The organism is Vibrio sp. 10N.286.49.B3 (genome assembly GCF_002873395.1).
Classification (GTDB): domain Bacteria; phylum Pseudomonadota; class Gammaproteobacteria; order Enterobacterales; family Vibrionaceae; genus Vibrio.
Window position 1 is genome coordinate 36,133 of record NZ_MCUV01000002.1, and the last position, 20,787, is coordinate 56,919.

Genomic DNA, 20,787 nt, shown 5'->3' on the forward strand with positions numbered 1-20,787 from the left:
GACTTTGGTCTAATTAACAAAAAATCAGTGATTAGATAAAAAGGGGTCGTGAATCATGAGAGTTAATTCCCTTTTTTAGTTGTGCAGCAATAGGCATAATAGCGACTCATTCTCCTTCATCATTTTGGATGCATATATGCTCAACCCTTCTCCCTCTCGCTGGATATCCCAGTATTTTTTTGGTTTCTTTTTTTCTTATGGCGTTTATTTACCTTTTTGGGCTCTGTGGTTCGAAGGGCAAGGGGTATCAGCTACGAATATTGGTTTTTTAATGGGGATTGGTTTCGCCACTCGTTGCGTTGCCAATATGCTGATAACCCCAAGAATTCATAAAGTTGAGTACTTGATGCCAGCACTGCGTTGGTTGAGTTTGGCCGCTTTGGTATTTATTGGTTTTCATTTCTTCACTAGCCATAATGTGTGGCTCATGGCGGTTGCGACTATTTTATTTAATCTTAGCTGCGGACCTATTATGCCGCTCTCTGATTCCGTGGCTAATTATTATAATCGCCTACAACTGCTCGATTATGGGCGCACGCGATTGTGGGGGTCGATAGCCTTCATTGCTGGCTCAACTGTCGTGGGTTTTTTGATCGCGCACTATGGTTTAAACATGATTATTTATACGGCGATGGCAGGCATGTTAGCCGCTCATGTTTTGGCTTTGCGTAGCCCGTCTGTTGCACTGGTTTCTGATACCTCAAGCGCTCAAGAACGTCCTAAATTATTGCAACTGCTCAAAGATCCTAGCGTTGTGCGCTTTTTAGTGCTCATTACACTGATCCAAAGTAGTCATGCTGCCTATTATGGGTTTAGTACCATTTATTGGAAAGAAGCGGGTTACTCGGAAGATATTATTGGTTATTTATGGAGCTTAGGGGTTATTGCTGAAGTTGGTGTCTTTGCGTTTACTCGCCGTTTATTTGGTGGTTGGACGTTACGTAGCCTATTTTTGATTGCAGCAGCAGCGGTAATGTTGCGCTGGGGGATCACGGCTTCCACGACCGCCATTTTTGCCTTGGTCATCGTGCAGTTATTGCATGGTGTTACCTTTGCTTTAGCTCACTTTGCGACGATTAAATACATTCAGCAGCAAGGTGACAATAAAATGGTGGCCTTGCAGTCTCTTTATAATGCGATTCCACTTGGCGCTTGTATGGCCTTGATGATGGCAGTGAGTGGTTGGGGTTATGGTCAATGGGGCGGCAATGTTTTTTGGCTTATGGCTGCAATGGGGGCAGTGGCCCTCTTTATTAAACCGCAAGGTGCTGAGGTAAGGGTGTAATTGCAATTCTAGCTATGAGTTAACCAACTTAAATGACACTAAATGCTCACCGATTGCACAAAATGAGTCCGCTGACATTGAGTTGCTAAAATATCCCGAGTTAAATAGAAGACCAGAGTATTGCTCTGGTCTTTTTACATTCGCCGTTCAAAAGGATATTGACGCATGCAAGATTGGGTCGTTGTTCCCGTTTCACTAGCTTACCTAGGAATTTTATTTCTTATCGCTTGGTATGGCGATCGACAAACTCGTTGGTTATCCGGTTGGCGACCTTGGATTTATAGCCTGTCGATTGCTGTTTATTGTACCTCATGGACATTTTATGGAACGGTGGGGCAGGCGAGCACAAACCCATGGTCTTTCATTCCTATCTATCTTGCACCTATTCTTGTTTTTACCTTTGGTTGGCGAATTTTAGCTCGTTTAATTTTAATTGCTAAACGAGAACATATTACTTCGATAGCGGATTTTATCGCTGCGCGTTATGGCAAATCGCAAAGTTTAGCAGGGGTTGTTACCTTGATTGCTGTGGTGGGGATTTTGCCCTATATCGCTTTGCAATTACGTGGCATTACGATGGGGTTAGAGATTATAGCGCCACAGTTATCGGATCAGCTTGGTTATCAAAACTATCATGTCTCTTGGTTTGTCGTGGCAGCACTTGCTCTGTTTACTATGCTGTTTGGTACTCGCCACATTGATAGTACAGAGCATCACCGTGGCATGATGATGGCGGTGGCTTTTGAGTCGATTATTAAGCTGGTGGCTTTTTTGTGCGTAGGCAGTTTTATCCTTTATTTAGCTTTACTACGTGATGATATTTCACTGCCCATCATTGCGACTCAAACCTACCAGGCGATCAATTGGCCCACTTTTATTATCCATACCTTGCTGACAGCGATGGCGTTTATTTGCCTTCCTCGTCAATTTCACACCATGGTGGTTGAAAACGAACACGCGCAAGATTTACGCACTGCGCGCTGGTTATTCCCTCTCTATCTATTACTGATGGCCTTGTTTGTTTTACCTATCGCTTGGGTTGGACAAAGCTTGCTGCATGGCACGTCTGCTGACACCTATGTGATCAGTGTACCTATGGCCGTTGATGCAAATAATATGGCCTTGTTAGCTTTCCTTGGTGGTACATCGGCGGCGAGTGGTATGGTGATTGTCTCGACGATTGCATTGGCGATTATGGTTTCCAATGATTTGGTAATGCCATTATTGTTACGTCGAATGCGTCTTGCTCATCGAACTCATCGCCATTTTTCGGATTTGCTGCTGATCATTCGCCGCATACTGATTGTATTGATCTTGTTAGGCGCATGGTTGTTTTATCAAGCACTCGATAATTTGCACTCTTTATCTGCCATTGGTTTTCTCTCTTTTGCTGCGGTCGCGCAATTTGCTCCAGCGTTAATCGGTGGCTTGTATTGGCGGGAGGGCAACCGTAAAGGGGTATATGCAGGGCTGTTATTTGGATTTTTAATCTGGTTGATCACTTTAATGAGTCAAATGGCGATGTTTGCCGGTGATGTTGAGAGTAACGTTTTATTATGGGTCATTCATCCGCCAACCTGGTTAACAGCACTGAATCTTCCTGTTTCAGAGTGGGGGATTTTGCTCAGTTTAATCGTCAATACGTCGCTCTATATTGCGATTTCATTGCTAACTAGACCAAGTGTAAGTGAGCGCTTACAATCAGCATCATTTATTGGCTCTCCTATGCCTGAAAATGAAAATTTAAACTTATATCAAAGCCGAGTTAGCGTTGAAGAGTTAGAAATGTTAGCTTCTCGATTTGTTGGTCCGAAACGAGCAAAAGTGGCGTTTGAGCAATTTTTTCAAGCTCAAAAAGTGAAGTTATCGCCTCATCAGCAGGCTTCATCAGCGCTTATTCGTCATACGGAACGAGTGTTAGCTGGTGTATTTGGTGCTTCTTCGGCAAAGTTAGTACTCACTTCGGCTTTGCAGGGTAAAAATATGCAGCTTGAGGAAGTTGCGACCATTGTTGATGAAGCTTCAGAGCTGTATGACTTTAGTCGTGGTTTACTACAAGGGGCGATTGAACATATTGGTCAGGGCATTGCCGTTATTGATAAGCAGCAAAGACTAGTGGCATGGAATCAGCGTTATTTAGAGCTTTTTGAGTTTCCAGCAGGACTTATTCAGATAGGAAGGCCGATAGCTGATGTGATCCGTCACAACGCCCGTTTAGGTTTGTGTGGACCGGGCGATCCGGAAGAGCATGTTCGTCGCCGATTGGATTATTTAGAGCAAGGCTCCCCGCATACCTCATCTCGAGTTCGGCAAGATGGGCGGGTGATTGAAGTTCAAGGTAACCCAATGCCTGGCGGTGGGTTTGTCATGAGCTTCACCGATATCACGGTATTTAGGCAGGCTGAACAATCATTAAAAGAAGCAAATGAGTCACTCGAGGCTCGGGTTAAAACTCGTACTCAAGAGCTAGAAAATCTTAACCAGCGTTTAGTGTTAGCAACTCAACGTTCAGATTTGGAGTCTCAATCGAAAACGCGCTTTTTAGCCGCAGTGAGTCACGATTTGATGCAACCGTTGAATGCCGCGCGTCTATTTGCCTCTTCCTTATCTGAAATTAGCCAAGGTGATGAAGAGCGTAAACTAGCCAGGCATATTGAAAGTGCGCTGGAAGCAACAGAGGACTTAATTAGTGATTTATTGGATATTTCACGTTTAGAGTCTGGGAAATTACAGGCTAATATCCACGCTTTTTCACTCAATGATGTGTTTAGTAATCTCGATGCTGAATTTAATGCCTTAGCCAAGCAGCAGGGTATTGAGTTCTCGGTTATTGCCTCACAGGTTTGTGTGGCTTCTGACCCTAAATTATTGCGTCGGATCCTACAAAACTTTTTAACCAATGCCTTTCGATACAACCCCAAAGGCAAGGTCGTTTTAGGGGCGAGGCGAGTTGGCGGTAAAATTCGAATCGATGTGTGGGACAACGGGGTCGGCATAGAGTTTGATAAGCAGCAGGTAATTTTTGATGAGTTTACTCGTGTCGATCCAACACGAGTTGAGCAGGGTTTAGGGTTAGGGCTTGCCATTTCTAAAGGGCTTGCTCATGTGTTAGACCACTCGATCTCTCTGCGTTCTTGGCCTGGCAAAGGCAGTGTATTTTCGGTGCATTTACCGATATCCACCTTAGTCTCTTCTGCCACGGTGAGCCCTGATGAGCCGGTCAAAACAACCGTTCATCAAGTACGAGTGTTATGTGTGGATAACGAGCCGGATATTTTAATCGCGATGGAAGCGTTATTAAATCGCTGGGGATGCGAAGTGAAAACAGCGTTGGATATTGTACAAAGCTTGCAGGCGCTAGAAGAAGGAAAGTGGCAGCCAGATGTGGTTTTTTCGGATTACCGTTTAGATCATGGACGTACGGGGTTAGAAGTTCTTCAGCAATGTCGATTACGTTTAGGAGATGGGTTTGAAGGGGTGATTATTAGTGCCGATCGTACTGAAGAAATGATGCGTGCGATCAAGGGCAATGGCTTTAGTTTTATTGCCAAGCCAGTGAAGCCGCTTAAATTAAGAGCAATTTTACATCGTGTTGAGTCGCGATAAAAAGGAAAATGGATTCAAGAGATGAACCCATTTTTTGCTTTGATGTATTAATCAAAATTCGCTTAATGATCGTGAGCTTCACCCGCTCCTTTTGGATAGCGAATGGATTCCACCATTTCTTGCACATTACTAGGAACTTCAGCAGTAAACTTATTAACCACGATAGAGACAATAAAGTTTAAGCACATACCTAGCGTTCCGATCCCTTCTGGGCTGATACCAAAGAACCAGTTATCCGGTGTGTTTGCCGCAGGGTTAATGAACTTGAAGTAAATAATATAACTGGCAGTAAAGGCAATACCTGCCACCATGCCCGAAATCGCCCCTTCTTTATTCATCTTTTTATAGAAAATACCCAAAATAATGGCTGGGAAGAAGGAGGCAGCAGCAAGACCAAAGGCGAAGGCGACCACCTGTGCAACAAAGCCTGGTGGATTGATGCCTAAGTAACCCGCACCAACAATCGCTACTATGGCAGCAAGTCGCGCTGCGAGCAGTTCTTGTTTATCGGTCATATTCGGTTTTAAGCCTTTTTTCAGTAAATCGTGCGAGATTGAAGTTGAGATAACCAGCAATAATCCAGCAGCCGTTGATAGTGCAGCTGCAAGGCCACCTGCAGCCAATAGGCCCACTACCCAGTTTGGCAGTTTGGCTAGCTCAGGCGAGGCAAGGACAATGATATCTCGGTTGATGGTCATTTCATTACGTTCATCGCCTGAATAGAACATTTTACCATCTGCGTTCTTATCATCCCAAGCTACGAGGCCTGTACTTTCCCAGTTTTTATACCAACTTGGTGCTTCTGTGCCGACGACACCTTGCATGTCAGGACCATTAATCGTTTCAATCATGTTGACGCGAGCAAAGGCCGCAACACCAGGGGCTGTGGTATAAAGTAGTGAAATAAAGAGAAGAGCCCAGCCTGCTGAAATTCGTGCATCACGCACGCGAGGTACGGTGAAAAAACGAATAATTACATGTGGTAAACCAGCAGTACCAACCATTAAAGCCGCACAAATAAAGAAGACATCAACCATGCTCTTATTACCTTCTGTATAAGCGGTAAAGCCAAGCTCTTCGGTAAGTCCATCGAGTTTATCTAATAAGTAGACATCGGATCCGGTGATTGTCGAACCCATACCAATTTGAGGGAAAGGGTTCCCTGTCATCATAATCGAGGTAAAAATAGCAGGCACTAAGAAGGCAAAAATGAGTACGCAGAATTGAGCCACTTGTGTGTAAGTGATACCTTTCATACCACCGAGCACCGCGTAGAAGAATACGATGCCCATCCCGATAATAATCCCGAGATTGATATCAACTTCTAAGAAGCGAGAGAATACCACCCCAACGCCTCGCATTTGACCGGCAACATAGGTAAAGGAAACGAAAATGGCACAAAAAACCGCAACCATACGTGCTGTTTTTGAGTAATAACGTTCACCGATAAAGTCAGGTACTGTGAATTGACCAAACTTACGAAGGTAAGGAGCAAGGCAGAGTGCAAGTAGTACATAACCCCCAGTCCAACCCATCAGATAAACCGCGCCATCATAACCGACAAACGAGATTATCCCAGCCATTGAAATAAACGATGCCGCAGACATCCAGTCGGCCGCCGTTGCCATACCATTTGCGACAGGGTGAACACCGCCTCCTGCAACATAGAATTCACTGGTTGATCCTGCTCTCGCCCAAATAGCGATGCCGATATATAAAGCGAATGTTATCCCGACGAGAATAAACGTCCAAGTTTGAATATCCATTATCTAATCCTCTAGTCTTCTTGTACGTTGTATTTTTTATCAAGTGCATTCATACGCACGACATAGACAAAAATGAGAACGACAAAGGTATAAATTGCCCCTTGTTGTGCGAACCAAAATCCGAGTTTAAAGCCACCAAACTGAATGGCATTTAAGGCATCGACAAATAAAATGCCAGCACCGTATGACACGACAAACCAGGTCGCGAGTAGGCCACCCATTATTTTCAAATTCTCTTTCCAGTAGGCTTGAGCATGTTCTGTTGATTCGAACGACATAGCCTTCTCCTTGTATAAATACTTAATGTTAGAAAAGTGTTACAAAGGAAAGGTTAGCAAGAGTGCCCAAATAACTCTGTGCAACTTTAGTCGGGACAAATAAAAAGGTAAGTACCTATAAATTAGGTGCTTACCTTATTGGTATACGCGGTGGTGTGATTGGAAGGCGTATCTTTTAGCCAAAGGTCTAAGGTGATCTTAAGTGCTACTCTGGACTTAGCTGTTGTAAAAGGATCACGGCTTGAGTTCGATTACTGACGCCTAATTTACGGAAAATTGCGGTCATGTGCGCTTTAATCGTTGCCTCAGAGACATTGAGCTCATAGGCAATTTGCTTATTGAGTAACCCGTCTGACAGCATATTGAGTACTTTGTGTTGCTGTGGAGTGAGAGTCGTAATTTTTTCAGCCACATTTTGATAGTCACTATTGGTGATCAATAACTCTTTAGGGAAGTAAGGATCACCCGCCAATACTTGATTTAATGCGGCAATCAGTTCGCGCATATCACTCGACTTTGGGATAAAGCCAAATGCACCATGACTTTTTACCTGAGTGACAACGCTGGGTTCTTCACTGGCTGAAATGACGACGATCGGTAAGTTGGGGTAACTTTTGCGTAATTGGAGCAAACCTGACATGCCATTGGAGCCGGGCATCTTTAAATCGAGCAGTAGAAGATCCGGATCTTCGTGTTCGTGCTGCAAAAGAGTTAAAAGGTTCGTTAAGGAGTCAGCCTCTAAAAGGGTCGCCCCACTGATTGCCATGTGTACGGACTGAAATAAGGCATTGCGAAATAAAGGGTGATCGTCAGCAATGATAATGCGATAGGTTGAGTCCATAGTCTTTACACTTTTAACAATTTAGTTTCATTTATTATCTGTGTAATTATCAAGAAGGACAATATTTATAGGTGAAAAATTGGAAGCGTATCGTGTTTCCTCAACCGACTGAGTCTATTCGTCTTAGTCGGTTGAGGGGGCGCGATTACTCGTAGTGATTATTGAGGTGATTTAGAAAGGGTTCAGCTTGCATAAAACCAGCAATTCTAGCGTTTGGTAAATGCTCACCGGTGGCAGACCAAAACTCAATAGTTGGTAACCCAAGAACACGCAGATGCTCTAATAAACGAATATCTTGTGGTAGGTTTTTGGTGACATCCGCCTGTAGTAACACAAATCCAGATAATTGCTTTGCGACGTCCGGGTGATGGAAAGTGTACTTTTCAAACTCTTTGCACGCCACGCACCAGTCGGCATAGAAATCGAGCATAACAGGCTGATTGCTCTCTTGTGCAAGTTGCAGTTGCTGTTGTAAATCTTCAACGGTTTTTATCTGAATAAAGTCGACCTCAATCGATGAATTCACACTGTGCTCGGTTGGGTTTAACCATAATGTGAGCAGCGGTTGCATTGAAGCAAATAGCCCTAAAATAGCAATAATACCAACGACACTTTGTTTCCAACCACCAAATTGGAGGGCATTTTTTGCATGATATAACCACCCAAAAGCAACCACGCCCAGTGCTGCCCATAACCCGGTTATCCAGATAGGTGGTAACAATCTCTCGAGAAGAAAAATAGGGGCAGCAAGGAGGATAAAGCCAAAGACAATCTTTACTTTCTCCATCCATCCGCCGGCTTTTGGCAGCAGTTTATTGCCAAAAACGGCGACCAAAATCAGTGGAATACCCATACCAATAGCCAGCGCATAAAGTGTAATTGCGCCCGTGAAGACATCCCCACTTTGAGCGACATACAGCAGAGCGCCAGATAGAGGTGCCGTCGTGCAAGGAGAGCATACAAGCCCTGAAATTGCCCCCATAATAAAGACGCCTAGAGTATTGCCGCCCTTTTGTTGATTGCTCCATTGGTTTAAGCGTGTTTGTAATTGGCTAGGAAGTTGTAAGTTATAGACGCCAAACATCGACATGGCTAAGACAACAAATAGCACACTTAGGCCCGCTAAAATATACGGATGTTGCATCGCAGCTTGAAATTGCATACCAGCAGAAGCAACCACTAACCCTAGTAAAGTGTACGTTAGCGCCATGCCTTGTACGTAAATCATCGCTAAGGTAAATGCTCGACGCGGACTCAGTTTACCACTACCGAGCACGATACCGGTTAAGATTGGGTACATAGGTAGTACGCAAGGCGTAAAAGCAAGCCCAATACCTAAAGCTAAAAAGAGCAGCGGTGTCCACCAGTGTTGATCAATTTTATCGGCAAGAGTGACGTCACTGGATGCTGATGGCTCTGGTGTGGCTGGTTGTTTTTCAATACTAGCTGGTGCCGGCTTGGATATTTTGGCTTGGCTATTTGCTGCCGATGGGTCAACAGAATGAAAAGAGTGAACATCAATGATGCGCGTTTCTGGTGGGTAACAAAAGCCAGACTTAGCACAGCCTTGATATTGAACAATTAATTTGGCCCCATCTTGGAAGTCGCGCAGGGATATTTCAGCGAGAAGAGGTTGAGTATAGATATGTACATCACCAAAGAACTCATCATGGTAAGGTTGCCCATCAGGCATATCTATCGCATCAATCTGAACATTTTCTGCAGTAAAACTCATCCTATCTTGATAAAGGTAGTACCCCTCTTTTATCTGCCAGTCGAGTAGCACTTGATGGCTGTCTTGATAGTGCTGGAGTGGGAAAGCTTTATCAACAGTGACAAAAGCGTGGTTATTACTGCCAAGCGTAACATTTTGACTGCTATTACTAAACAGAGCTAGAGCTGGCGAGGAGACAGAAAAGAGTCCAAGCAGAAGTAGATAGAAAAAAGTGCGCATAGATAAAGTTCGTCAATATTGGATTAAGTACATCTTAACTCAATCAGACCCGTTGATTGGGAGATAAGTTTCAAATTGATAAAAAAAGGAAGCGTTCGCTTCCTTTTTCTGTTGGTAGGGAAACTAGATAAGTAACCCGCCAAAAACAAAAGCTAGCGTAACGGAGGTAGAGATAGTCACCACACCAGGAATAAAGAATGGGTGGTTAAATACGTAGCTACCAATGCGTGTTGAGCCCGTATCATCCATTTCAACCGCAGCAAGTAGAGTTGGGTAAGTTGGCAATACAAATAGAGCACTAACTGCAGCAAAAGAAGCAACCGCTGTAAGTGGAGCAACCCCAATAGCTAGTGCAGCTGGCATTAGCGCAACCGTTGTTGCACCTTGTGAATACAATAGCATTGAAGCAAAGAAGAGGATCAGAGCAAGCATCCACGGGTAATCTGCCAATAAAGCAGAAGCGACCTCTTTAATACCATCAACGTGAGCATTCACAAAAGTAGAGCCTAACCAGGCGACACCAAGAACACAGATACATGCTGTCATACCAGAGCGGAAAGTTGGCGCTGAAGCAATCTTAGAGGCGTCAATTTTAGTGAAGAAAACAATCGCAGCAGCGGCGGTGAGCATCACCGACATGATCGCTTCATTTCTGCCCAGTGTTGGGTTGTCAATTAAGCCAATAGAATCTGAAATAGCCGCAGCGTAACAAACGACAAAAATTATCGCAGTTAAGAAGATGTAGGTTGCCTTCTTAGCGCTGGCGGGAATAGTCTGTTGTGCTTCAGTCGTTTGCTTAACCAGTCCTTTTTCTAAACGCTCTTGGTAAACAGGATCGTCTTTTAGCTCACAACCCATAAAGTTAGCGACAAATGCCCCTGCCATACAAGCGATAAAGGTTGTCGGAATACAGACTGCTAGTAAAGTGAGGTAATCAACGCCAAAAGGAGTCAACATAGCAGCAAAAGCAACAACGGCTGCGGAGATAGGAGATGCAGTGATAGCGATTTGAGAAGCAATCACAGCGATAGATAAAGGTCGTGATGGACGCACGCCTTGTCCTTTAGCAACTTCAGCAATAACCGGTAGCGTTGAAAAGGCCGTATGTCCAGTTCCTGCCATTAACGTCATAACGTAGGTAACGATAGGCGCATAGAAGGTGATGCGTTCCGGGTGTTTGCGCAAAAAGTTTTCAGCAATTTGTACTAACCAATCCATACCGCCAGCAATTTGCATAGCAGCAATCGCGGTGATAACGGACATAATAATTAATATAACATCAACAGGGATAAAACTTTGGCTTGTTGGTACACCAAGTAGAAGAGACAGAACAATAACACCAGCACCACCAGCAAAACCGATACCGATGCCTCCGATCCTTGCCCCTAAGTAAATAAACAGCAGTACAACAAATAGTTCAACCGCGATCATGTGAAACCTCATTTATTTTATTACTGGTCACATCCTTAAATAGTCGTTCAGTAATGTATGGTTATTGAAAATTAAATAACCACCTAGTCCTTTATAGTGGGTGTATTTTTTGTCAAAAAAGGTCCCAAATGGGACCCTTTATGATTTTATTGGTAACGCTTCCCTTTGTATTGGGGGTTCATTAAGTTCTCTACCGAGAAAATATCATCGAGTTCATCTTCAGTGAGTAAACCTCGCTCTAAGACAACCTCGCGGACGCTTTTTCCTGTCTCTGCACAAATTTTACCAACAATATCACCCTCATGGTGACCAATGTATGGGTTTAAATAAGTGACGATACCGATAGAGTTAAACACGTGTCCTTCACAGACTTCTTTATTGACTGTGATGCCACCAATACATTTGTCGCGTAAGTTAACACATGCGTTAGTTAAAATATCTAGTGATTCAAACATACTTTGCGCAATCACAGGTTCCATAACGTTCAGTTGCAGTTGCCCGCCCTCGGCAGCAAATGAAATGGTATTGTCGTTGCCTAGTACTTTAAAGCAAACTTGGTTAACCACCTCAGGAACCACAGGGTTGACTTTTGCCGGCATAATGGATGATCCCGCTTGCAGTTCTGGCAGGTTTAGTTCATTTAATCCCGTTCTAGGGCCAGAAGAAAGTAGGCGCAAGTCATTGCAAATCTTAGACATTTTTACCGCTAGACGTTTTAGTGCGCTGTGAATCATTACATAAGCGCCACAGTCTGACGTGGCTTCAATTAAATCCTCAGCCGGAGTACAGTCTAAATTGGTCACTTGAGCAAGGTGTTTTACTGCTAGTGCTTGGTAACCCTCAGCGGCATTTAAACCTGTTCCAATGGCTGTTGCACCGATATTTACTTCGAGTAATAGTTTTGAAGTGTAGTCAATATTTTTAATTTCTTCATTTAAAGTGACAGCCCATGCACGAAATTCTTGGCCGACAGTCATTGGTACGGCATCTTGTAATTGAGTGCGCCCCATTTTCAATACTTGGCTAAATTCATGACTCTTTAGTTCAAAGCCACCTTTTAGATACTCAATTGAAGAGGTGAGTTTCTGCAAGCTATTATAAACAGCGATACGAAACCCTGTCGGATAAGCACAGTTGGTCGATTGGCTTTTATTGACATGATCGTTGGGGTTAATGAACTCATATTGACCCTTCTCTTTGCCCATCAACTCTAGTGCGACGTTGGCTATTACCTCGTTGGCATTCATGTTGACAGAAGTACCGGCACCACCCTGGAAAACATCCGATGGAAATTGGTCCATGCACTTTCCGGTATCTAAAATAAGATCGCAGGCATCAATAATGTATTGAGAGATGTCATTAGGCAGGACGCCGAGTTCTTTATTGGCAAGGGTTGCCGCTTTTTTTGTCATAACCATACCGCGAACAAATTCGGGTACATCAGAGATGGTGACATTGGAAATGTTGAAGTTTTCGATAGCGCGTAACGTATGTATGCCGTAATAGGCATCAGCCGGAACATGACGTTGACCAAGTAAATCTTCTTCAATGCGAGTGGCTGCGCTGTGTTGAGTCTGAAAATCATTATTAGTAATCATTGGCGAACCCTTAGTTAATCATGCTGTTAATTTGGGATTAGTTGTATTGTTTATGGGGCAAATGAATCCATTCATTAAAGCGTGTAACTATAAAATCCGTCCTGACTTATGTAGCACATGATACTGGGTCTTGATTCATATAAATAGTAGCTTGGTCACCTTTTTGAGTTTTGTCTTATTGATATAAAAGTACTTAAAATAGAGATTGATACTGGACATGGATTCTTACAGGTTTCATTTGAGCTTTAGCTGCCATCCGCATACACTAAACAAAAAAAAGGAGGGCGTATATTGCCTATTTTATTGCTCCTATTCATTTTTGTACCAATTATAGAAATTGGATTATTTATTCAGCTTGGTGGTTTTCTTGGGCTATGGCCTACGATAAGTCTAGTGCTAATTACAGCCTTTGTTGGGGCTTCTTTAGTTCGTAGCCAAGGTTTACAAACTCTGATGTCAGTGCAGACTCGTTTGCAACAAGGTGAGTTGCCAGCGCAGCAAATCGTTGAAGGTGTCATGCTCGCTATCGCTGGGGTTTTACTATTAACTCCAGGCTTTATGACCGATGCGTTAGGTATGTTGGTTTTACTACCAACGACTCGAGGCATGATTGCTAAAAAGCTGATGGAAAAAATGGTCGTTAGCGGCGCAGGTTTTCAGCAGCACGGTTTTCATCAAGGGGGGCATAACCCATTTGGTCAAAACGATTCAACTAATGGCGATACGTTTGAAGGTGAGTTTCAGCGTAAAGATGACAACGATAATAATCGTCTCGGCTAATCAATAACTGCCTAACAAAGAAAAAGCGTTTGAAGCCATCTTATTAAAGGTGAATTTCAAACGCTTTTTTTATTACCTCAACGCAAGGTAATACTAAATACCTATGTGACTCGCACACATGAGTTGACAGAATTTGGCTTAGATTGCGCCATCAAAGTCCATTTGACGCCATGCTTCAAAAGCGATAATAGCGACAGCGTTCGATAGATTTAAGCTACGGCTATCTGCCATCATTGGGATACGAATACGCTGCTCCATTGGCATGCTGTCAATAAATTCAGCAGGTAGACCGCGTGTTTCAGGTCCAAACATCAATACATCACCGTCTTGAAATTTAGCATCCACATGATGACCGGTTGTTTTTGTGGTGCAGGCAAAAATACGCGATTCGCCTTCACGCTGCTCTAGGTATTCCATAAAGGCTTCTAGATTTGCATGGCGCTTAACTCGGGCAAGATCATGGTAGTCTAATCCCGCTCTACGTACTTTCTTTTCTTCTAAATCAAAGCCTAATGGTTCAATCAAGTGTAGGTTAGCACCACAGTTTGCACAGAGGCGGATAATATTCCCTGTGTTAGGGGCGATTTCTGGTTCAAACAACGCAATATCAAACATAGGGCTTGTAGTCTCTTAAGCAGTCGAAATATAGGAAGTAAAGGGAGTATATTACTCCCTTTGTCATTAGTCACTGAGTGGCAAGCAAAGTGTCATTTTTAGCCCGCCTAAAGCACTGCGTGAAGCGACAATTGAGCCATTATGCTGACGAATAGCACTTTCTGTAATCGCTAAACCCAGCCCAGTGCCTCCACTGTGGCGATCTCGCGCTGTGGATACTCGATAAAATGGACGGAAAATGTCGTTAAGTTCATTTTCGGGTACGCCATCACCGTCATCTTCAACGGTCACTGTTAACATTTTCTGGTTAACCGTGAATTGAACTTGAATAGTGCTATGACCGTAAGATATCGCATTACGAATAATATTTTCTAGCGCACTCATCAGTAGTTTAGGATTACCAAAAAGAGACTGTTCTGGAATAGCTGAGTAAGTGAGCACTTTTTTCATTTGCTCAGCTTCAAACTCGGCATCTTGCAATATATCTTCCCATAAGCTTGATAGCGGTTGCTTCTCTCGACTGAGGTGACTATCAACTTGCATATGAGAAAGTGTCAGTAATTCTGCGATCATTTGTTCTAAACGCTGCGCTTCAGTATCAATGCGCGTCAGTTCATTACTTTCGCCTTGCTTACGTGTTGCGAGGGCGTTTGCCATTCTTAATCGAGTTAATGGTGAGCGCAACTCATGTGAAATATCAGAGAGTAATCGCTGTTGAGAGGACATCATCTGATTTACAGCAAGCACCATTTGGTTAAAGCTGGCTCCAGCTTGTCTAAATTCACTGGTGCCTTTTTCAAGATCAGGATCCGCAATAAATTCACCCTTTGCGACTCTTTGTGCGGCTTTCTCTAGTTTGCGAGCTGGTTGACTTAATGCCCAAGCGAGCCATAAGAGCAATGGTGTACTGACAATCATAACCACAAGCAGTAACTGGAAAGGTTTATCAAATAAACGTAACAAAATAGGGGAAGGGCGATCCCATTTTGTACTGATATAAAGATTCAGCTTCTGCTCAGCTAGAGTCACAGGTAAAGGGCCAGCAAGCATATGACGACCATAAAGTTTTTGCTTTGGCTCCGATAGACCATTTGAGCTTGAAATAAAGTGTTGTAAGATTCTTATTCGTGAGTCATTTGCCTTGCGAGAAGTTAAGATATTATCTTCTAAGTCAGTTAAAAAGTACTGGGGACGACCTTTTTGAGAATTAGACTGATCATCAAGTTTAAAAATAAGACGACCTAAGTTGTCTTCTTTATTCGATTGCTTAACGAGGCGCTGGGTAAGCTGATCCAACTGATTTAGATAACCAGGTGAGATCGATCTTACCTCGCGTGGATCCAGGTGAGGTAAGGTTAATACCGCTAACAGAACCAATAGCATCGTAAACCAGAAAATGGCAAAAATGCGCCCATACAAGCTTCTTATATAGGGAAAAGCCGTCCGCATTAGTCTTCCTCCACCAATAAGTAGCCACGACCACGTAGTGTTTTAATTCTCGGTTTATCATCTGCTCGCATAGGCAGTTTTTTTCGTAGATTAGAGACATGCATATCAATCGCACGATCAAAAGCCGTTAATCGCTTACCGAGTACATCAAGGCTTAATGTTTCTTTCGTGACGATTTCGCCTGGGTGCTGAATAAAAAAGCTGAGCAGTGAAAATTCCGTGGTCGTTAAATCGATTAATTGTTCTTCATGATAGGCTTCTTGCTTGCCTGGATAGATAGTAATGCCTTGGTAGCTAATAGCATCGCTGCCTTTAGTCGTTTGATTTTGACTATTCTTTTCATTAAGAGCACTACGGCGCAAGATAGCTTTAATGCGCGCTAGCAGTTCACGATCGCTAAATGGTTTTGGTAGGTAATCATCAGCGCCAAGCTCTAAGCCAATGACTCTATCGATCTCTTCCCCTTTTGCGGTGAGCATTAGAACGGGTGTCTGCCATTCTTCTCTTAGGCGTTTAAGCGTTTCCATGCCATTGAGTTTCGGCATCATGACATCAAGTAAAATGAGATCGATGCTGTCATTAATCGCTTCTAACCCAGAGAATCCATCATTTGCTTCGGATACTTCAAAGCCTTCATAGCTTAGGATGTCTTTAAGTAACCCTGTCAGTTCAGTGTCATCATCAATGATAAGAATATTTGCCATGTCAGCCTCTTTATTTTTATTGTCTATAATAGAGTTTACGTTTAAATCAGCACTACTTTGTTATCTTTACGATTCTTTACGCTCTCTATACACCACTTTACCGCCCAGCCTCTATTCTATACTCAACCGCTGAAGAACAGCGCTTAATTAACCAATCTATTAAGGAACATCTTATGAAAACCTTCAAAAAATTAGTATTAGCAGCTGTTGTTTTACCACTTACTTTAGGCTCAGTAAGCGCATTTGCAAACAATGGTGGTAAATCTCAAAATAAAGGTCCTCAGGGTAAATGTGGTGGTTTTGATCAAGGCATTATGAAAAAGCTAGATTTAACCGACGCACAAAAAGAACAGCTTAAAGAGATGAAAAAAGCTGACCGTGAGGAAATGAAAGCACAACGCACGGCAAAGAAAGCACAAATGCAAGCAGGCAAGCAGGCTCAACACCTTCAAGCACAAGAGTTGGTTTTAGCTGATAGCTTTGATGAAGCGGCAGCAAATCAGTTAGCTCAACAGATGGTAGAACAGCAATCTGAGCGTCGTGTAGCGACATTGAAAAAGCAACATGAAAAATTGAGTGTACTAACTGCAGAGCAAAAAGAAGCATTCAAAGAGCTATCGGAACAGCGCATGACTAAGTGTATGGAAAAAAAGAACAAGCGCATGCAAGATAAGTAATTATCTCTCTTATTTTAATACCAAAGCGGCCTTAGGGTCGCTTTTGTCGTTTTATCAGCACAATAGCGTGACTTGGTTATACTTAAATGAAGATGGTTAGTTTTTAATGGATTATGAAAACAGAATATGCACGTTTAGTTTCAAGGGCGGCTTGGGCGGCGACTGTGGTCGCGATTATTTTGCTGATGGTAAAAATCGTGGCATGGTGGATAACCGGTTCAGTGAGTTTATTGGCCTCTCTGGTTGACTCATTACTCGACCTTGCCGCTTCCGGGGTTAATTTAATGGTTGTACGTTACGCCTTACAACCAGCGGATAAGGAACACACTTTTGGTCATGGTAAGGCGGAATCTCTCGCCGCTCTTGCTCAATCGATGTTTATTTCCGGTTCGGCTTTTTTTCTTATCTTAAACGGTGTTGATCGCTTCTTTCGCCCTAGTGAGCTGACCTCTCCTGAATATGGCATTTATGTCAGCTTATTTGCTCTTTTTGTCACTTTTGCATTGGTTCGTTTTCAGCAATATGTCGTTAAAAAAACGGGTAGCCAAGCGATCGCTGCGGACTCATTACATTACAAAAGTGATTTATATATGAATGCCGCCATTATTTTAGCGCTTGGTTTAAGTTGGATCGGTGTTGGTCAGGCTGATGCCGTTTTTGCTATCGGGATAGGGCTTTATATTTTATATAGTGCTTATCATATGGCACAAGAAGCGGTTCAAGCGCTATTAGATCGACAACTTCCGGAAGAGGATCTTGAGATCATTCGCCAAATATCCCTTGCTGTGGATGGGGTGTTAGGTGTGCATCAGTTAAGAACTCGTATGGCAGGAGCAACACGATTTATTCAATTGCACTTGGAACTTGATGATCATATTCCCCTCATTGAAGCGCACCAAATTTCGGATCAGGTGGAAGCCGATTTAATTGCCACCTTTCATCATGCCGACATATTAATACATCAAGATCCTTATTCAGTTGTTTTTGATTTAGAAAAAGAGCAAAAGCAGCGAGAGTGGTGAGTCTTTGCTGGCTTGAAAGTTGACTCATTCAGGCTCATCAAAGAAAAAAACTGAGAAGTGAGTAGGCAAATATAGTGATTCTGATATGAATCAACTAAGCGATCAGGTAAAACTGTAATACTCTTACACAAGTAGAAAATTTACACGTTGTTATGTAAGTTTTGTGGTACTCCTGTTTTAAATGTACCACGGAAAATATAAATATTATTTTAGGCTGACATTTTTGAGTGGCCTGTTTTAGATGATTAGTATCTGATTTATAGAAATCGAGGGTGAGCATGATTAAGAAAATTGGTGTTTTAACAAGTGGTGGTGATGCACCAGGTATGAACGCAGCAGTTCGCGGTGTTGTTCGCACTGCGTTATCAGTAGGTATCGAAGTTTACGGTATCTATGATGGCTACCTAGGTCTTGTTGAAGATCGTATTGAAAAGCTTGATCGTTCAAGTGTATCGGACGTAATCAACCGCGGTGGTACATTTCTAGGTTCTGCACGTTTCCCTGAATTTAAAGATGTTGAAGTTCGTCAAAAAGGTATTGAAAACCTAGAGAAGCATGGCATTGAAGCTTTAGTGGTTATCGGTGGTGATGGTTCTTATATGGGCGCCAAGAAGCTAACAGAAATGGGATACCCATGTATTGGTTTGCCAGGCACGATTGATAACGATATTGCTGGCACTGATTACACTATTGGTTATTTAACAGCACTAAATACAGTTATTGATGCGATAGATCGCCTGCGTGATACTTCATCTTCTCACCAGCGTATTTCAATTGTTGAAATCATGGGGCGTCACTGTGGTGATTTAACCTTGATGTCAGCAATAGCGGGTGGTTGTGAATACATTATCACCCCTGAGACAGGTTTAAATAAACAGCAACTCATTGACAGTCTAGAAGAAGGCATCAAAAAAGGTAAGAAGCATGCCATTATTGCTTTGACTGAATTGATGATGGATGCCAATGAATTAGCGAAAGATATTGAAATGAGCACTGGTCGTGAAACTCGAGCGACAGTACTGGGTCACATTCAGCGTGGTGGTCGTCCAACGGCATTTGACCGCGTATTAGCATCGCGTATGGGTAACTTTGCAGTGCATCTTCTTATGGAAGGGCATGGTGGTCGTTGTGTTGGCATTCAGAAAGAAGAGCTAGTACATCACGACATTATTGATGCGATTGAAAATATGAAGCGTCCAGTACGTAAAGATCTTTACGCTGTGGCAGAAGAGTTGTTCTAAATCGAATAATCCTCTTTAGGTATTATAAAATTAAAGCCGCTATTGTTAGCGGTTTTTTATTGCCTAAATATAATTTCAGGTCGTGACTACGATTGGTATAGCTGTGGTTCAGACAGCAAAAAGGCCAGCGAATTTGCTGACCTTTATTCAATAGAAAGCTTATTTATATTAAATGATTACGCTTTAGCAACAGCTGCTGCTTTAGCGATAGCTGCAAAGCTTTTCGCATCTAGAGCAGCACCGCCAACAAGAGCGCCGTCGATGTCTGGTTGTGCGAAGTAAGCTGCTGCGTTTTCTGGTTTAACAGAACCGCCGTATTGGATAACTACTTTCTTAGCAACGTCTTCAGATTTCTCTGCAATGTGTGCACGGATTTGAGCGTGGATGCGTTGTGCATCTTCAGCAGTTGCTGCTTTACCAGTACCGATAGCCCAGATTGGTTCGTAAGCGATGATAGCGCCTTCAAGAGCTTCAACACCTTGAGTGTTGATAACAGCGTCAAGTTGACGTGCACATACAGCAACAGTTTCGCCTGCTTCGTTTTGTGCTTCAGATTCACCGATACAAAGAACTGGCGTTAGACCATTCTCTTTTAGGAATGCGAATTTCTTAGCAACAAATTCATCTGATTCGTTGTGGTATTCACGACGCTCAGAGTGACCAATGATAATGTGAGATGCGCCGAACTCTTTAAGCATTGCTGGAGACATGTCGCCAGTGAATGCACCGCTGTTGTTTAGGTCAGAGTTTTGAGCACCTAGGATGATCGCGCTGCCAGCTTCAGTAAGCGTACGCTCTGCAAGATCAACGAAAAGTGCTGGTGGAGCAACTGCTACGTCTACGCCTGTTACGCCTTCAAGTTCAGCGTTAAGACCGTTTAGTAGAGCAACAACCATTTCTTTGCTGCCGTTTAGTTTCCAGTTACCCATAACTACAGGATGACGCATAGGAATATCTCCAAAAATAAAAAATAAAAAAATAAACTTAATTACGTAAGAATATAACAGATTAAAGCTGACAAACCATGATATGCGTCACATCTAAATGCCATGGAGAATATTTGTTGATTGGAGGTTTGCTCACTGCAAGTTAAATTTTCAAAGCAAGTGTGTATCAAGCTTTATGATTATTTTTTACGACATTGAAAATCAATTACAGCCGCATCCGTTGGTGGGTTAGGTGGTGATGTTAAGAGCAGTGCTTGGCTAAACTTAGCTAACTGTAGGTAAAGTTCACGTCTTAATACTATATTGGCATGGATTGGGTTTTTACAGCGACTAAGCACAAGGTCTAAATGGGATTGTTGTGCTTTCAAGCGATCTTGCATTGAGTCGGAGGCCGAGGCAATGACTTCATTGCACATCTTTTGTTTTAATTGGATAAATTTATCAGGATTGTCCTTAGCCAATTGAACCAGTTCATCAAATGGAGGGAGTTCTAATTGGTATTTTTGTTCTTCCATCTTCCTTAACCTCACTGTCTAAGTGGCAACATTTAACTTCCATCGTTTAAATATCGTCCACTTTTGTGGGTTTGGGCA

Annotated in this window: 17 protein-coding genes; 6 read left to right on the forward strand and 11 right to left on the reverse strand. The window is 42.8% G+C overall.

The features are described from left to right. Positions 1–136: 136 nt before the first annotated feature. Together BCU68_RS02360 and BCU68_RS02365 are read left to right on the forward strand one after the other, a co-directional pair. Positions 137–1,285 carry a 3-phenylpropionate MFS transporter gene (locus tag BCU68_RS02360; protein ID WP_102563203.1) on the forward strand — a complete coding sequence of 383 codons (1,149 nt, stop codon included), beginning with the start codon at positions 137–139 and terminating at the stop codon, positions 1,283–1,285. A gap of 165 nt (positions 1,286–1,450) precedes the next feature. After that, the gene (locus BCU68_RS02365) at positions 1,451–4,891 is read left to right on the forward strand and encodes a NahK/ErcS family hybrid sensor histidine kinase/response regulator (RefSeq protein WP_102563204.1); all 3,441 of its coding nucleotides are present in this window, start codon (positions 1,451–1,453) and stop codon (positions 4,889–4,891) included. Positions 4,892–4,953: 62 nt separating this feature from the next. Here the strand turns inward: BCU68_RS02365 and BCU68_RS02370 are convergent, their stop codons facing one another. The 6 genes from BCU68_RS02370 to aspA all read right to left on the reverse strand — a co-directional run bounded on the left by BCU68_RS02370 (position 4,954) and on the right by aspA (position 12,759). Then, entirely contained in the window at positions 4,954–6,657 is a 1,704-nt protein-coding gene (locus BCU68_RS02370; RefSeq protein ID WP_102563205.1) for a sodium:solute symporter family protein, read from the reverse strand. A gap of 11 nt (positions 6,658–6,668) precedes the next feature. Then, positions 6,669–6,935, reverse strand: coding sequence for a DUF4212 domain-containing protein (locus BCU68_RS02375; RefSeq protein WP_102563206.1), 267 nt, complete (start codon positions 6,933–6,935; stop codon positions 6,669–6,671). Between the two features lie 205 nt (positions 6,936–7,140). Next, entirely contained in the window at positions 7,141–7,776 is a 636-nt protein-coding gene (locus BCU68_RS02380; RefSeq protein ID WP_102563207.1) for a response regulator transcription factor, read from the reverse strand. 145 nt (positions 7,777–7,921) lie between these two features. Beyond that, positions 7,922–9,730 (reverse strand): protein-disulfide reductase DsbD, encoded by a 1,809-nt coding sequence (locus tag BCU68_RS02385; RefSeq protein ID WP_102563208.1) that lies wholly within the window; start codon positions 9,728–9,730, stop codon positions 7,922–7,924. 123 nt (positions 9,731–9,853) lie between these two features. Further along, entirely contained in the window at positions 9,854–11,161 is a 1,308-nt protein-coding gene (locus BCU68_RS02390) for an anaerobic C4-dicarboxylate transporter (RefSeq protein WP_102563209.1), read from the reverse strand. A 146-nt stretch (positions 11,162–11,307) separates the two neighbouring features. Further along, on the reverse strand, positions 11,308–12,759 hold the full coding sequence (aspA, locus tag BCU68_RS02395; RefSeq protein ID WP_102563210.1) for an aspartate ammonia-lyase: 1,452 nt from the start codon (positions 12,757–12,759) through the stop codon (positions 11,308–11,310). 288 nt (positions 12,760–13,047) lie between these two features. Between aspA and BCU68_RS02400 the strand changes: the two genes are divergently transcribed. Next, a complete protein-coding gene (locus tag BCU68_RS02400) occupies positions 13,048–13,539 on the forward strand; it encodes an FxsA family protein (protein ID WP_102563211.1) in 492 nt (163 codons plus the stop codon). Between the two features lie 138 nt (positions 13,540–13,677). On the opposite strand, the gene trmL is transcribed toward BCU68_RS02400, so the two are convergent. From trmL to BCU68_RS02415, 3 genes are all read right to left on the reverse strand, one after another. Beyond that, a complete protein-coding gene (trmL, locus tag BCU68_RS02405) occupies positions 13,678–14,154 on the reverse strand; it encodes a tRNA (uridine(34)/cytosine(34)/5-carboxymethylaminomethyluridine(34)-2'-O)-methyltransferase TrmL (RefSeq protein WP_102563212.1) in 477 nt (158 codons plus the stop codon). Positions 14,155–14,220: 66 nt separating this feature from the next. Then, positions 14,221–15,603 carry an envelope stress sensor histidine kinase CpxA gene (gene cpxA / locus BCU68_RS02410; RefSeq protein ID WP_102563213.1) on the reverse strand — a complete coding sequence of 461 codons (1,383 nt, stop codon included), beginning with the start codon at positions 15,601–15,603 and terminating at the stop codon, positions 14,221–14,223. Then, on the reverse strand, positions 15,603–16,307 hold the full coding sequence (locus BCU68_RS02415) for a response regulator (RefSeq protein ID WP_102563214.1): 705 nt from the start codon (positions 16,305–16,307) through the stop codon (positions 15,603–15,605). Before BCU68_RS02415 ends, cpxA begins: the two co-directional genes overlap by 1 nt. Before the next feature lie 173 nt (positions 16,308–16,480). On the opposite strand from BCU68_RS02415, the gene BCU68_RS02420 reads away from it, so the two are divergent. The 3 genes from BCU68_RS02420 (at position 16,481) to pfkA (ending at position 19,247) form a co-directional block, all read left to right on the forward strand. Continuing rightward, positions 16,481–16,984 (forward strand): CpxP family protein, encoded by a 504-nt coding sequence (locus BCU68_RS02420; RefSeq protein WP_102563215.1) that lies wholly within the window; start codon positions 16,481–16,483, stop codon positions 16,982–16,984. Between the two features lie 113 nt (positions 16,985–17,097). Beyond that, positions 17,098–18,006, forward strand: a complete 909-nt coding sequence (gene fieF / locus BCU68_RS02425; protein ID WP_102563216.1) for a CDF family cation-efflux transporter FieF — start codon at positions 17,098–17,100, stop codon at positions 18,004–18,006. A gap of 278 nt (positions 18,007–18,284) precedes the next feature. Next, complete coding sequence (pfkA, locus tag BCU68_RS02430; RefSeq protein WP_102563217.1) at positions 18,285–19,247, forward strand: 6-phosphofructokinase; 963 nt, start codon at positions 18,285–18,287, stop codon at positions 19,245–19,247. 176 nt (positions 19,248–19,423) lie between these two features. Here the strand turns inward: pfkA and tpiA are convergent, their stop codons facing one another. Next, positions 19,424–20,194: a triose-phosphate isomerase gene (gene tpiA / locus BCU68_RS02435; RefSeq protein WP_102563218.1), complete on the reverse strand. Its 771-nt coding sequence runs from the start codon at positions 20,192–20,194 to the stop codon at positions 19,424–19,426. Between the two features lie 179 nt (positions 20,195–20,373). Further along, positions 20,374–20,709 carry a DUF3135 domain-containing protein gene (locus BCU68_RS02440; RefSeq protein ID WP_102563219.1) on the reverse strand — a complete coding sequence of 112 codons (336 nt, stop codon included), beginning with the start codon at positions 20,707–20,709 and terminating at the stop codon, positions 20,374–20,376. Positions 20,710–20,787: the final 78 nt, after the last annotated feature.

What these genes read in the sequence shown, in the direction of transcription:
- BCU68_RS02415 (WP_102563214.1), bottom strand. Translation starts at nt 16,307, where the DNA reads ATGGCAAATATTCTTATCATTGATGATGACACTGAACTGACAGGGTTA.
- fieF (WP_102563216.1), top strand. Translation starts at nt 17,098, where the DNA reads ATGAAAACAGAATATGCACGTTTAGTTTCAAGGGCGGCTTGGGCGGCG.
- BCU68_RS02390 (WP_102563209.1), bottom strand. Translation starts at nt 11,161, where the DNA reads ATGATCGCGGTTGAACTATTTGTTGTACTGCTGTTTATTTACTTAGGG.
- BCU68_RS02370 (WP_102563205.1), bottom strand. Translation starts at nt 6,657, where the DNA reads ATGGATATTCAAACTTGGACGTTTATTCTCGTCGGGATAACATTCGCT.
- aspA (WP_102563210.1), bottom strand. Translation starts at nt 12,759, where the DNA reads ATGATTACTAATAATGATTTTCAGACTCAACACAGCGCAGCCACTCGC.
- tpiA (WP_102563218.1), bottom strand. Translation starts at nt 20,194, where the DNA reads ATGCGTCATCCTGTAGTTATGGGTAACTGGAAACTAAACGGCAGCAAA.
- BCU68_RS02375 (WP_102563206.1), bottom strand. Translation starts at nt 6,935, where the DNA reads ATGTCGTTCGAATCAACAGAACATGCTCAAGCCTACTGGAAAGAGAAT.
- BCU68_RS02360 (WP_102563203.1), top strand. Translation starts at nt 137, where the DNA reads ATGCTCAACCCTTCTCCCTCTCGCTGGATATCCCAGTATTTTTTTGGT.
- BCU68_RS02440 (WP_102563219.1), bottom strand. Translation starts at nt 20,709, where the DNA reads ATGGAAGAACAAAAATACCAATTAGAACTCCCTCCATTTGATGAACTG.
- BCU68_RS02380 (WP_102563207.1), bottom strand. Translation starts at nt 7,776, where the DNA reads ATGGACTCAACCTATCGCATTATCATTGCTGACGATCACCCTTTATTT.
- BCU68_RS02420 (WP_102563215.1), top strand. Translation starts at nt 16,481, where the DNA reads ATGAAAACCTTCAAAAAATTAGTATTAGCAGCTGTTGTTTTACCACTT.
- trmL (WP_102563212.1), bottom strand. Translation starts at nt 14,154, where the DNA reads ATGTTTGATATTGCGTTGTTTGAACCAGAAATCGCCCCTAACACAGGG.
- cpxA (WP_102563213.1), bottom strand. Translation starts at nt 15,603, where the DNA reads ATGCGGACGGCTTTTCCCTATATAAGAAGCTTGTATGGGCGCATTTTT.
- BCU68_RS02365 (WP_102563204.1), top strand. Translation starts at nt 1,451, where the DNA reads ATGCAAGATTGGGTCGTTGTTCCCGTTTCACTAGCTTACCTAGGAATT.
- pfkA (WP_102563217.1), top strand. Translation starts at nt 18,285, where the DNA reads ATGATTAAGAAAATTGGTGTTTTAACAAGTGGTGGTGATGCACCAGGT.
- BCU68_RS02385 (WP_102563208.1), bottom strand. Translation starts at nt 9,730, where the DNA reads ATGCGCACTTTTTTCTATCTACTTCTGCTTGGACTCTTTTCTGTCTCC.